Source organism: Oligosphaera ethanolica (assembly GCF_030814695.1).
GTDB lineage: Bacteria > Verrucomicrobiota > Lentisphaeria > Oligosphaerales > Oligosphaeraceae > Oligosphaera > Oligosphaera ethanolica.
In genome coordinates this window covers 714,309-727,443 of record NZ_JAUSVL010000001.1, presented here as the reverse complement: position 1 = coordinate 727,443, position 13,135 = coordinate 714,309, and the positions used below count along the sequence as shown (strand labels likewise).

Genomic DNA, 13,135 nt, shown 5'->3' with positions numbered 1-13,135 from the left:
GACCGATCGGACCGATCCGTCGGATTGATCAGTCCGATCAGTCCGATCAGTCCGATCAGTCCGATCGACGATCATTTTTCGCGGTCTGGTCAGTTCTGGTTGTTGTTGCCCAGTGTGGCGAGCAGGTGTTGGCAGTTAAAGATTTTTTCGATGATGCTATTGCGGGTGTAGTAGTAATGGTTGCTGGCTTCGAAGCCGATGCGGGAGTCGCCGTTCATGACGGCTAGGAGGCGCTGGGCAAGAGCTATTTCATCGTGGAGGATGTCGCGCATGGCCGCGTGGTCTTCCGCCTGGCGTCGGCGCACGAAGGCGATTTGCAGATAGCTGCTGCGGAAATGGCAGTAGGCCGCTTCGGCGACATGCCACAGGTCGTCGAAGCACTGGCGTTGCGTCGGGGCGATGGCCGGGGCAACGCGTCGGAGGATGTCCAGGCCGTCTTGCCAGCCGTCGCTGAGGAGGCGGAATTCGTTTTCGAAGACGTCTTCGGGGTAATGCTCGCCGCCGCGCCAGGCTTTGAGGTCGTCGTATGGGCAACCGATCATGGTCGCGCGGTAGTCGGTTGGGCTGTCGTAGAGCAGGTTATGCGGGCCGTAATTCTGTGGTGCGAGGTACAGCTGGCTGGTGCCGTGCAGGGGAAAATGGCGGAAGGCGTCGGAGAAACAGCGGTATGCGCGGAGAATGTCCGGCGCGGCCTTACCGAAGTCCATCTGTGCGAGTTCTTCCTTGCTGTGGTGCAGCAGCCGGATGTTGCCGCCAGGGAAGCCACCGAGGGTCCAGCTGAGCATAAAGTTGCTGATGCCTTTGGCGCGCAGGCCCTGCAGGTGTTCTTCGACGAGGTCGGGCACCGGCAGGTACGGCACGGCGGAGTTCTCCCAGGTGTTATTGAGCTGGGTCTTGGCGACAACGTCGAGGCCCTGGGCTCTGGCGAGGTCCCACAGGCGGCTGGCGACGGGGCCCGGGCCGGGTTTGGAGATGGAGTAGTCGCTGACTACGCCGTCGATGCCGCCGACATGGGTGGGCACGGCGGTTTCACTGACGCTCATCACTTTGACATTTTTGGGGAGTTGGCAGAGCACATCGGCGTCCCAGGCGCTCGGCCAGGCCCAGCTCCAGGCGATGACGTCAGCGTCGGCTTTGCCGCGGCGGGCGCCGTCGTTGATGGCGTTGATGACCTCGGCCACGACATCGGCGGGTGGGCGTTGGGCGCAACGCGGGCAGGCCGTGGGCTTTGCCAATGAGCTGCGGGACCAGCAGTTGGTGAGGTTTTCGGACATGCTGATGCAGAAGAGGCCGCCGAGGTCGGGGACTAGTCGGAAAAGCGTTTCCACGCCCTGGCTGAGTTTCTCGCGGACTTCGGGCAGGCTGGTGCAGAGTGTATAGAGGTCGGTACTGCGGTCTTTGCAGCCGCGCCAGTCCGGGTGGAACTGGAAGAACGGCTCGGGCATGGCGCGGGGCTCGTTGATGTACAGCATGAGCTTGAGGCCGTGCTTGCGTAAGCGCGCGGTGAGCTGGCGAAGATTCGCGATGCGCAGCTCGTGTTGCGCGGAGTACGGCGTGTCGCCAAACCACGGCACCAGCAGATAGAGCACGGCTTGCATCCACAGGGCGTTGACGCCGGCCGCCGCATAATCCGCTAGAAGCTCGTCGGGGAAGGGATCGGCCGCGCTGTCCAGCAACGGATCGCCGTAGAGCGCCGAGTAGGAGTAGATCATGCGCAGGCCGCCGTCGGCCGCCGCCGGCGTGGGTGCGGCGTGGTTCAGGCGCTGATGCAGGAAGGCGAAGGGCGCTGCTGACTGCGGTGGCAGGGGCGCCAGGGCGTCCTCGAGCCAGTGGCGCAGCTGCGCCGTGGCCCGGGCCTGCTCAGCGTTGAGTGGCGTGTAGCGGGGAGAGTCAACAATCGGCTTGAAGTAGCCGAGCTTGTGCCAGAAGAAGTCGTCCTCGCGCAGGATGAAATCGAGTTTTTCTGGCGTCCAAGCGATGGCGACGAGGAGCTGTTCGTAGCTGAGCAGATGCCAGTTTTGGCGGATGATGGTCTGGTAGCCCCGCTGGCACCAGGTGTCGCAGAGATCGTCCTGTGGCTGCAGGCCCATGGCGCCGGCGGCGTGGACGAGCTGGTCCTCGCTGCAGTCAAGAATCTGCGCCAGACGCGCCATGGGCACCATGCCCCAGTTGCGCCAGATTACGGCTTGGTATGGCATGGGGAAATGCTGGCAGGGCAGGGCTGGCTGCGCGTTGCCGACGGGTAGAATGGCGAGGTTGCTCATGACGGTCCTCCGGGGGGGTGTTAGGGGCAGTGAGAACATGTTGCCAAGTTAATCAATGGCCTTTGCGCGGCCGACCTTTTTCTGCCGCAGGCGGCGCTGCAGCATCGGATTTGCGCGGCCGCCCGGGTTTGCGCTTGGCGGCGGTCGCGGAGTTGCCATCGAGAGCGGTTGCGGCTGCTTTCTGCGGTCGCCCGGGTTTGCGCTTGGCGGCGGTCGCGGAGTTGCCATCGAGAGCGGTTGCGGCTGCTTTCTGCGGTCGCCCGGGTTTGCGCTTGGTTGTGGTCGCTGGCGTCGTTTTTACTGTGGTTGCCGGCTCCTTCTTCGGTCGCCCGGGCTTGCGTTTGGCGGCCGTCGCCGTCGTCGTCGTTGTTACGGCCGTTGTCGTCTTCGCTGCAGTCGGCGGCGTGTTTATGCTTGCTGCCGCTGCGGACGCCTTCTTTGGTCGTCCGGGCTTGCGCCTGGCGGCGGTCGCTGGAGTCGTTTCTGCGGACGCCTTCTTCGGTCGTCCGGGCTTGCGCTTGGCGGCGGGGGCAGGCGTTGTCCCCGCTGTGGTCGCCGCAGTCGTATCTGTTGCAGCCTTGCTGGCGGGCGTTTTTTCTTGGACAGGTGTTTGTCCATCGAGCCCATCGAGCCCATCGAGCCCATCGAGATCGATATTGAATATACCCTTTAGGTCACCATCGCTGATTGCGCCTTGCGTCGCGCCTGCGACGGCGGCTTCGACGATGCTGGTAGAGAGCAGCTCTTTCTGATCAACGCCGCGAAGGAGGAAGAACAGTTCGGGTTCGGTGTCCAGGCGGGCGCCGATGCCGTAGAGCACGGCTGCCAGATGCTTGCAAAGACTGGCCCAGTCGGGGCAACTGCAGGTCATTTTGATTTCGCCTGGCGTCGGAAACAGGCCGTCGTTTTTGCGGCAGAGGACGGCCATGATTTCCGGGCTCAGTCGGCCACTAATCAGATCGACTAGCGAACTGATCTTGCCTGCGCAAGCGTGTTTTATTTGTTGCCATTTGCTGCTCGAGAGCTTTTGGATGTCCATTTCAATGCTGTAGCGTGACGATCCCATGACCTTGGCGCTGACATGGCCTTCTTTGATCTGCAGATCAATGACCGCTCCACTGCGGACGTAGGAGCGGCCGCGGGGCAGGCGATTTGAGTAGTCCTGGTAGGACTCGACGTTATCGCACCAGGCCTTGCCCCAGAAGGTGCTGGCGATGGCCCTGCCCTGGATGACAACGGGCGACGGGTTGGCCCCGTCGGCGTGCATGGCGTTGATCTCCTCGCTGGCCTGGTACTGACGCTCCGCAATGGTCACGTAACGGGGATAACCGTAATAGCTTTTGCTGCTGTATCGTCTTCTGGCGGCCATGTGCTGGTGTTCCTTACATCATTGACTTCAGGTCGAGTTCGACAAACTTGAGCAACTCGTCATTGTTCATATCTGTGAGCAATTTTTCGGCGCCCTGGCTGAGCAGCGAATCGGCGAGGTCTTTCTTTTCATCGATGAGCGCGTCAATCTTTTCTTCCACGGTGCCTTTGCAGATGAATTTGTGGGCCAGGACATTGCGGTGCTGACCGATGCGGTAGGCACGGTCGGTGGCCTGGTTTTCCACGGCGGGATTCCACCAGCGGTCGAAATGGACCACGTGGTTGGCGGCGGTGAGATTCAGGCCCGTGCCGGCGGCCTTCACTGATAGCACGAAAAAGGGCGGGCCGGCGTCCCGCTGAAAATCCTCAACCAGCACTTGGCGCTGTTTGATGGCCGTGCCGCCGTGCAGGATCAAGCCGCTGCGGCCAAAACATCGCGTCAAGTGTTCGTGCAGGGGCTCGGTCATCTCCGCAAACTGGGTGAAGACCAGCACCTTTTCCTGCCGCGAGCGAATTTCCTCCGCAATTTCCGCCAGCCGGAGGAATTTGCCGCCGGAAGCCGCGTCGTAGTCGCCATCACCCGTGAATTGGCTGGGGTGGTTGCAAATTTGCTTGAAGATCATCAGATATTTGAAAATCAGCCCGCGGCGCTGGATGCCGTCGCTTTCCTGAAGTTCCCTGGTCATGGCGGTGACGGCCTGTTGGTAGAAGACGGCTTGGGGCTTGGTCAGCTGGCAGAAGACTTTCATTTCCGTTTTGTCGGGGAGGTCGGCAATGATGCGCTTGTCGGTCTTCAATCGCCGCAAAATGTAGGGCCGGGTGAGTCGGCGCAGAGGCCCGAAGTTGGCGTTGCCGCCGGCGTCATTGAGATTTTTGACAAAGGTCTTGAAGGAGCTCGGGCTGCCGAGCAGGCCCGGGCTGATGAAGTCGAAGATGCTCCACAAGTCCGAGAGGCGGTTTTCGACGGGCGTGCCGGTCAGGGCCAGGCGGCGCGGACTCTGCAGGCCGCGGACGGCTTTGCTTTGCTTGGAGGCGGGGTTTTTGATGGCCTGGGCTTCGTCGGCGATGACGGCGGCCCAGGTGATTGTCTGCAACGTGTTGATGCGTGAGAGCATGCCGTAGGTAGTGAGCACGGCGTCGAAGCGCTGCACGTACTGGGCGGCGTTGTCGTTGCAGGCCCGGGTGTCGTCGTCGCTCATCGCCATGGGATGGAGAATGCCAAAGCGCAAATGGGGAGTGAATTGCGCGGATTCCTTGCACCAATTTTGCAGCAGCGACGCGGGTACGACCAGCAAGGCCGGGCTTTGCCGGGTGTCGCCCCGCGCTTGCAGCAAGGTGAGGAGGCAGAGGACTTGCAGAGTCTTGCCCAGCCCCATGTCGTCAGCCAAACAACAGCCCAGACCCAGTTCGGACATGCGCCAGAGCCAGCGGACGCCGTCCAGCTGATAGGGTCGCAACCTGCTTTGCAGAGGCGCCGGCATGGGCGGCAAGGGGATTGCTGAGGGGCTGGCCAGTTCGGCCAGGAGCTGCTGGAGCTGCCCGGTGGCGTGGACTTCGCAGACGTTGGCTTCGTCGGCTGGCCTGTTGGGCGAGCCGGGCAACTGAGCGCCGGCCAGAAGGCGCAGGCCGTCAATAAAACTCATGCCCTGTTGGTTGCTGCGGGCAGCTTGGTCCCACTGTTGCAAAAGCTCGCGGATTTTGTCAGAATCGGCTGCGACCCAATTGCCTTTGATACGGACTAGGCCGTCGTTCGAATTCAGCAAGGCGGCCAACTCTTCCCGTGACAGCTCTTGACCGTCAAGAACCGCTTGGACGGAAAAGTCCAGGAGGGCATTGACGCCGAGTTGCTGGTTCTTGCGCAGGTCCACGGCGACGGACACTTTGACCTTTGGCGGGGCGTTGTTTTTCCAGATGTTCGGGATGCGGACGATGACGCCGGATTCCTCGATGGCGGGCAGGTCGCTGAGAAAATCGAAGGCCTGACGGGCCGTCCACGCCTGGGGGCGGAATATCTCGCGCTTTTCCAACAGGCCGGCGATTAGCTTGCTACGTGCCGCAGCGTCCTGGACGGGTTTGAGCAGGGCCAGCAGGGCGTTGCGATCATTGACGTAGGTCTTGATGGCGGTGCCGAGGGGGAGGTGTCGGGGGACGTCATTTTCGGAGAGCCGATGGATGAATGTCGCCAAAAAGGCAAAGGGATACGCGCCGCTCGTGTCCTGCTTGTTTTCGGCTAGGTGAAAACTGACTTTGCCGACGCTCTTCCACGCCGGATTCAGTTTTCTGACCCATTCGGCAAAGGGCCCGAAGCGGGGTTTGTACTGGTCCGTTACCCAGGTGATGAGCTCGCCATGGAGGGACTGCAGCCAGTCGGCGTTGATGTATTCTGCACCGCGCATGGGCGGTGCAGCCATAATCTCGGCGTCAAGGGCTGACTGTTCTGGGCTGAGCTCAGCCAGGGCCCGGGGAAGCTCGCTGGCGTTGCCGCACTGCACGCGGCATAGCGCGGTGATGATTTCGCGCGTAAACTGGCGGAAATATCTGCAGGCGAGGGGGGCGCTGGCGGAGATGTCCTCATTGACCAAAGCCAGCAGGCCATCGGCATTGCCACGTGCAAAGCCGTCTGTCAGTTTCTGAACGATGGCATCAGGCGCATCCCAACAATCGAATTCGGGCTCCACGGTCGTTTCCAGACGCAGGCGGCCGCCGGGGCTGAGCACCAACTCAATTTTCATACCTATCCCACATGTGAAACTGTAGTCAAAACGCTGTTTCAGCGGCTACGGAGTCGCAAGGCGCTTACTGTAGTTCATGACATAAAAATAGCACTTGGGCTGGTTGCCCATTGACAGGCTTTTGGTAATCGGTCAGTGATTGATAACCAAAACTGTGGTGCCTCTACGAGGCACTGTCTGTTGGCAGGCTGCGTCCCCAGGCTAAAGCCTGGGGTTAAGCATGGCTAAGCGCCTACGGCGCAAAAACATGGATATTAAATGATGGAGGTTTTCGACCCGAATCGGACAAAGCAAGTCGTCAGATCGGCCAAGTTCGGCCCGGAGGGCCGTACCATGCATAACCCCTGGCGAGGCGCCCGGAGGGCGCCGCAACCAGGGGTGTGACAACAACTTGGAATTGCGCCCGGAGGGCGCCACATTGGCTAGCACGCCGCGTCCCACGCGCCAGCGAGAGGCATGCCGTGCATCAGTTATCAATCACTAACCGATTACGGCTTTTCGGCAAGCGGCATGGTTTATCGTCCAGTCGCGGCGCGTGTGTCGCGGCCGGGGTGCATGAGGTCAGCTCGCGTCCCCTCGCACGCGTGTTTTCAGCGTCTCCCTCGCGCACTTGTATCGCGGCCGTGGTGCGGGCTTTCAGCCCGCGCCGGCGAGACGGCTCATAAAACCGTCTTCGTCATCCACGTCGATCGTAGCGCGCCCGTGTCGCCGCCGTCCCGGCGGCAATAGTCCTGGGAGCGCCGCCGTCCCGGCGGCATTTGCCGGTGTATGGCGTTGCAAAGTACCCGTGCTGGGAGTATTCTTGAGGCAATATGCGTTTTCCCGCCGCCCAAGAGGCTCGAGCAGTCTCATGTCCAGCGGCACGGGTTGTTTTCGCGTCGCCAGTGGAGATTGATGCAATGAGCGATTTATTTTTGGTGCTTCAGGCAATTCCGTGGGTTGCAAATTTGAGTGCAAGTGCTAGTTGGCGGCCTCTGGCAGCAGGTTAAGTTTCCCGCAATGAAACAGAATTGCATTGCGTAAAGATTCTTTGTTTTTGAAACCACATGCACTTCTCTTGACAGCCTCAATTTTGCTGTTCAGCCCCTCGGTCAGGGCATTGCTGACCCCATGTTCGATTGCAGCCACTATGCCATAGAAGTGGTTTTTCAGCGTATGGGCGGCTTTTGCCATGTCCGGAATTTGTGAATGCGTCGCCCACCAGTACCAGTGTTTGAAATACTTCGGCGTCTCTTCTTTGTCGGGGCAAGTTGTCCACATGTCGCGAAGGTTTTCCTTGATTGCCCATGCCCGCGCCGTTTTCTTGGCAATCTGTCTAACTTTTTCGAACCTGGCCTTGTTTTTGTCAGGAAGATTCTCCCTGCCATACAGAAAATCATGGCGCGCTCCGAACATGCTTTTCTTGTCCTCATCGCTCATCGTGGCCTGTTCTTGCTTTCGTGTGCTGTCCACTGCCTTTTGGACGACCTGCATCACATGGAAATGATCAAAACACAGTTCGGCATTGGGCATGAAGTTTGACGCAATACGCTCATACCCCGCACTCATGTCCATGGCCGCGATCTGGACGTTTTTCAAACTTTCCTTGCGTTTTTCAAACCAGGGGCTGATGTCATCAATGCGCCGCTTGTCCACCACGTCAAACACGCTCCCATTGCCAATGTCAGTGATAATGGTGAAATAGCGATGTCTGGAAAACACCTGCTTCTCGTCAAGTCCCATGATGACCGGCGTCGTATCGCCACGTCGCTCAAGCCCTCGCTTGACGGCCCGATCGCGGATACTTTCCAACATGTCCCAAGACACCCTCGTTAGTTCGGACGCATCGGTCAAATTGGAGGCCTGGATGGTCTTGATGCACTTGCTTTCCATCTTGTATGTAATTGAGATCTGTGAATCAGCCAGAGGAAAGTCGCTGTTGACGATCCCATGCTTGGGGCATTGAACTCGGGGAATACGGGCATGAAGGTAGGTCTTGCACTCGCAGGTGTCCAGATGTTGCCAGGTTCTTTCCGGAGCATGGTCGTAAGTAGGTGATGGGGTGTGACAGGCATGACACGAAAAGCGATAATGCTCCTGATGGATCAGCCAGACGTCAACACGGGTACTGTCGTCGGAAATTTCGACCTTGGAGACAGTCCAGGGCGATGGCGGATTAATCACGCGTTGATAAAACGACTCCAAGTTCATGGCGGACTCCCATGGCTCAATGTGAATGACGAGGTCAGGTGATTGACTGGGCATTGCGTGGCCATGAGGTAATGAAACACAAAAATGATCGGGTGCAACAAAAGTGAAGGCATTCTTGCAATAACAAGAAACACCGAAGCGGAAGATTGCTCCGACTGCCTTCCATACAAATTGACATGGAAAGCTGGGCGGGCATCATAATTTGAACATTAATTGATCGTTGAATATCAACAAGTTACACTATTTTATGCGTACGATTAGCTGGCTTTTTTCCCCCCATGTGACAAGGCGTTGTCTTGGTTCTGAGCACAAAACGTCGAAAAATCTACCCACTAAGTTTCCTGAAGAGCCTTATTTTTTTCGTGGCAGGACTTGGCCAGGATCACCGAGGGCGCGTGGCTGTTGCCGTCCACATGACCGTTGTCAAACCAAATGTGCAAAGAGGTTTTTCAGTAAATTGCAGGATGGTGATAACTAAGCGTAGGTTACTCAAAAATAGTAAGTTGCGATGAAACAATAGTATGATTTTTGACAGAACTCACACCGCAACCGGGAGAGGTGTTGAAAGCAAACCGTGGAAAGAGCAAAATCAGGAGGCGAAGGATGGAATTCTTCAGACAACTCAGACATTCAGTGGCGATGCGTGACATGAACGCAAAGGCGTTGCGACCAGCACGCAAATCAATCTGTAGAGTGGCCAGAGTCTGTTCATTGACTTTTTTGCTTTTCTTCATGCTGTCTGTGTCTGCAGAGCCATCACGGATGTTGCCTGCCGGCACGAGTAACGCCGTGGACTTTGCATCCAGCGTTGACATGGCACTAGGACTCGCCTCTCGTCGCACAGCTCCGCAACAAGACGGCAATAGCATCCTGCGCAGTGCCGTCAGAAGTGACGACGATTACGAGTATACCATCAGCAATAACGAAGTCACCATAACTCAATATACTGGCGCCGGCGGCGACATCGTCATACCCAACACGATTGACGGCGTGCCGGTGACCGGCATTGGCGAGGAGGCATTCGCTTATTTAGCCTCTATCACCGGCGTGGCCATACCCGACAGCGTTATCAGTATCGGGGATTGGGCCTTTGCCGAATGCGACAATCTGAGCAAGGTGAGTATAGGCGCCGGGGTTGTCACCATGGGTGAATACCCGTTTGATCTCTGCCTGAGGCTGGTTGAATTTGTCGTGTCCCAGGCCAATCCCGCCTACAGCAGCGTAGATGGCGTTCTGTTCGACAAAAACATGACGATTTTATTGTTGTATCCCGCCGCAAAATCCGGCGCCTATCAGATTCCCGATGGCGTTGTCAGCATCAGCGCTTGGGCCTTTGATGAGTGTGGACTGCTTGCAAGCGTGTTGATACCCGACAGCGTCACCAGCATTGGTGAAGGGGCGTTTTCCTATTGCGCACAGCTCGCCAAGGTGATCATTCCCGCCAGCGTGACCAGTATCGGCGGCTGGGCTTTCGATGGGTGTTCGAGTCTCCTGGCAGTCTATTTTGCCGGTGTTCCGCCGCTTACTGAGGGCGATAACCATTTTTTGGGCGTCCCCGGCACGGCCTACCATGTTTTCGGGACTGCCGGCTGGGGTACTCACTACGCAGGCTTGCCTACCGCGTATTACTACTCCTGTAAACTCACTGCCGGCTGGAACCTGATCAGCGCCAGTCTAAATCTTGACCAGGATTCCCAGTCTCTGCTGCTGAATAAAGGGGCGATGACGCTGGATGCAAGCAGCAAGGCCTATGCTCTCAGCGGCAACCTGGCTGCAACCCAGGCATATTGGATCTATTGTCAGGCAGCGGATGAAGTCACACTTTTTGGTACTGCCCTTGAAAGCTTTGATTTCGAGGCGAGCCTGAAATTGGGCTGGAATTTTGTGGGCCCGCTGTGCGACCGCAGCCTGTGGAGCGCCGGTGCCGTCGCCTGGGGGTGGAATGGGCAGCGCTTTTATCCGACGGAAAATCTGCTTGCCGGGAACGGTTATTGGCTATATTGGCCAGGTGGATATGTTGCGCCGCCTGAGGATACCTATCTCGTTATTGACTTGTCAGCAGGGCCTGACGCCGCGAGCTACCCGGTTAGCACTCGCACGACCGCCCCGGCCGGCGGCTGGACTGACGAATACAAGACCACGAAGCTGGTGCTACGAAAAATTCCTGCTGGTACTTTCACCATGGGGTCGCCAGCAAATGAACTGGGGCGAGATCCTGACGAGACCCAGCATCCGGTGACCCTGACCAAGGACTTCTATGTGGGTGTCTTTGAAGTGACCCAGAAGCAATGGGAGCGGGTGATGGGCAACTGGCCAAGTTGGTTTTCCAACGCATCCTATCGCGATGCCCGCCCAGTGGAACAGATCAGTTACGACGACATTCGTGGAAGTAGCGCCGGAGCAGGCTGGCCGGGCAACAATGCTGTTGATGCCGGCTCCTTCCTGGGGCGGCTGCGGACCAAAACCGGCCTGGACTTCGACCTGCCGACGGAAGCACAATGGGAGTATGCCTGCCGGGCAGGGACCACGACCGCCTTGAATTCGGGGAAGAATTTGACCGATGAATATGAATGCCCGAATGTAGCCGAGGTCGGGCGATACTGGTACAATGGCGGATCAGGTTATTCATCTGATGGTGACACATCCGTTGGCTCTGCCAAAGTCGGCAGCTATTTGCCGAATCAGTGGGGGCTTTATGACATGCACGGTAACGTATGGGAATGGTGCCTGGACTGGTATCAGAGCGAACTGGGGAGTGCGGCTCAGACCGATCCCCCAGGCGCTGCCGGCGGGTCCGATCGCGTCGCCCGGGGCGGCGGCTGGGGCCGCTACGCGTACGACTGCCGTTCGGCGGACCGCAACAGGGACTGGCCGTCGCGCCGGGGCATCATTCTGGGCTTCCGCCTCGTGAGGGCGGTTCAGTAGTCCTTGCCGTCCTTTTCGCCGTGTTGCGCGGTCTTGCCGCGTCCCGGCAGGGGCGGCGCAGCCGCAGCGGCAAGCCGCTGCAAGCGGCGTTGGGGTCCAGGGGCGCAGCCCCTGGTCGATTCAATTTTTCGGATTTCTGTTTCAGGAGACATAGGCCGTGAAAACACGTGTCATCACCCTCCGTTATAGCGAAGGCTTGCAGGGATTTCCCGAGGATGATCTTGCCAAGGTTGTCTCGGGGTGCGACGTGCTTGAGGTGCGCGACCACTTTTTCATGCATGGGAATGTGCCGCATTTGGCCCTGGTTTTACTCCTGAACGGCGACAATACGAAGCCGGAGACGAAGTTCCGGCCGGAGAACGATCCCGGCACGGCCCTGTCGGAACACCTTCAGAAGCTCTACCGGGACCTGCGGCAATGGCGGAATGAACGCGCAAAGCAGGATGGCGTTCCCAGCTACGTGATCATGCGCAATGTGCAGATAGCAGAAATCTGCCGCCGCCTGCCGCATAGCTTGGCCGCGCTTAAAGAGATTGAGGGGATTGGCGAGGGGACCTGTCAAAAGTATGGTCAGGATATCCTCAAGTTGATCCCCGACGATCTGCAGCCGGAACCGTCTGCGGCGGCTGGGAAAACACCTGAAGAAGGAGACGAAGGGCGATGAAATCGGTCGGCGGTCTTTTCGATCAGGTTTGCGCGCGGGAGAACCTCCTGTCAGCCATGGATCGTGCCGCTCGCGGCAAGATGGACCGTCCGGGGGTGACGCGTTTCGTGGCGAATGCGGGCAGCGAGTTGTCTGCCCTCGAATACGATCTGCGTAGCGGCGGCTATGAGCCCTCTGGCTACGACCAGTTCCGTGTCATGGACCCCAAGCCTCGACGGATCAGCTGCGCGCCGTTCCGTGACCGGGTGGTGCAGCATGCGGTCTGCAGCGTGATCGGGCCGGTGATCGAACGGCGGTTCATCTACGACTCGTTCGCCTGCCGGGAGGGCAAGGGAACCCATCGTGCGGTGTTGCGGGCGCTCGAGTTTGCGCGTCGGTTCGGATACTTCTGCAAACTGGACGTGAAGCGCTTCTTCGACAGCGTGGACCACGGGATTCTTCTGGGCCTGCTCGGCCGGCTCTTCCGAGAACAAAAGCTGCTCGACCTGCTCACCCGTATTGTCTGTCACCCTTTTCCTGGACAGAACTCCGGCAAAGGGCTGCCCATCGGCAACTTGACCAGTCAGTGGTTTGCCAACTTCTATCTGGATGGAGCGGATCATTTCATCCTGGATGACAGGGGCGTACCGGGTTTTATCCGCTATATGGATGACATGTTGCTGTTCGCTGACAACAAAGCTGCACTTTGGGGGTATTGCGATGCTCTCACCGAGTGGCTTACAAGAGAGAGGGCGCTGTCGATCAAGGCCGAGGCCCGGCTGTTTGCACCGTGTTCAGAGGGGATTCCATACCTCGGTCTCCGGGTGTTTCCCGGCATATTGCGATTTAAACAGCGCAGATACCACCGCATGGAGCGTCAGGCGCGGCACCGTGAGCAGCAGTTTACGGAGGGGGTGATCAGCGAGGCAAAAATGGTTGATTATGTGCGGGCTGTTTGTGCTGACGCGGTTTTTCTGGGCGTGCGCCCAGGCATCGGCAGATAGACGAAGGCA

7 protein-coding genes are annotated in these 13,135 nt (G+C 58.6%); 3 read left to right on the top strand and 4 right to left on the bottom strand.

Annotated elements, in window-relative coordinates:
- Window positions 1-89: 89 nt before the first annotated feature.
- The 4 genes from J3R75_RS02525 to J3R75_RS02510 form a co-directional block, all read right to left on the bottom strand.
- Entirely contained in the window at window positions 90-2,264 is a 2,175-nt protein-coding gene (locus J3R75_RS02525; protein WP_307259744.1) for a hypothetical protein, read from the bottom strand.
- Between the two features lie 52 nt (window positions 2,265-2,316).
- Window positions 2,317-3,633, bottom strand: coding sequence for an SWIM zinc finger family protein (locus J3R75_RS02520; protein WP_307259743.1), 1,317 nt, complete (start codon window positions 3,631-3,633; stop codon window positions 2,317-2,319).
- Window positions 3,634-3,646: 13 nt separating this feature from the next.
- Window positions 3,647-6,364: a DEAD/DEAH box helicase gene (locus J3R75_RS02515; RefSeq protein ID WP_307259742.1), complete on the bottom strand. Its 2,718-nt coding sequence runs from the start codon at window positions 6,362-6,364 to the stop codon at window positions 3,647-3,649.
- 960 nt (window positions 6,365-7,324) lie between these two features.
- On the bottom strand, window positions 7,325-8,608 hold the full coding sequence (locus tag J3R75_RS02510; protein WP_307259144.1) for an ISL3 family transposase: 1,284 nt from the start codon (window positions 8,606-8,608) through the stop codon (window positions 7,325-7,327).
- A gap of 549 nt (window positions 8,609-9,157) precedes the next feature.
- Here J3R75_RS02510 and J3R75_RS02505 point away from each other — a divergent pair.
- The 3 genes from J3R75_RS02505 to J3R75_RS02495 all read left to right on the top strand — a co-directional run bounded on the left by J3R75_RS02505 (window position 9,158) and on the right by J3R75_RS02495 (window position 13,126).
- Entirely contained in the window at window positions 9,158-11,479 is a 2,322-nt protein-coding gene (locus tag J3R75_RS02505) for an SUMF1/EgtB/PvdO family nonheme iron enzyme (protein ID WP_307259741.1), read from the top strand.
- Window positions 11,480-11,636: 157 nt separating this feature from the next.
- The gene (locus J3R75_RS02500) at window positions 11,637-12,143 is read left to right on the top strand and encodes an HRDC domain-containing protein (protein ID WP_307259740.1); all 507 of its coding nucleotides are present in this window, start codon (window positions 11,637-11,639) and stop codon (window positions 12,141-12,143) included.
- The gene (locus J3R75_RS02495; RefSeq protein ID WP_307259739.1) at window positions 12,140-13,126 is read left to right on the top strand and encodes an RNA-directed DNA polymerase; all 987 of its coding nucleotides are present in this window, start codon (window positions 12,140-12,142) and stop codon (window positions 13,124-13,126) included. Before J3R75_RS02500 ends, J3R75_RS02495 begins: the two co-directional genes overlap by 4 nt.
- Window positions 13,127-13,135: the final 9 nt, after the last annotated feature.

Bases quoted from the DNA above. Each gene is read 5' to 3' on its own strand.
- J3R75_RS02525 (WP_307259744.1), bottom strand. From the start codon at position 2,264: ATGAGCAACCTCGCCATTCTACCCGTCGGCAACGCGCAGCCAGCCCTG.
- J3R75_RS02520 (WP_307259743.1), bottom strand. From the start codon at position 3,633: ATGGCCGCCAGAAGACGATACAGCAGCAAAAGCTATTACGGTTATCCC.
- J3R75_RS02515 (WP_307259742.1), bottom strand. From the start codon at position 6,364: ATGAAAATTGAGTTGGTGCTCAGCCCCGGCGGCCGCCTGCGTCTGGAA.
- J3R75_RS02510 (WP_307259144.1), bottom strand. From the start codon at position 8,608: ATGCCCAGTCAATCACCTGACCTCGTCATTCACATTGAGCCATGGGAG.
- J3R75_RS02505 (WP_307259741.1), top strand. From the start codon at position 9,158: ATGGAATTCTTCAGACAACTCAGACATTCAGTGGCGATGCGTGACATG.
- J3R75_RS02495 (WP_307259739.1), top strand. From the start codon at position 12,140: ATGAAATCGGTCGGCGGTCTTTTCGATCAGGTTTGCGCGCGGGAGAAC.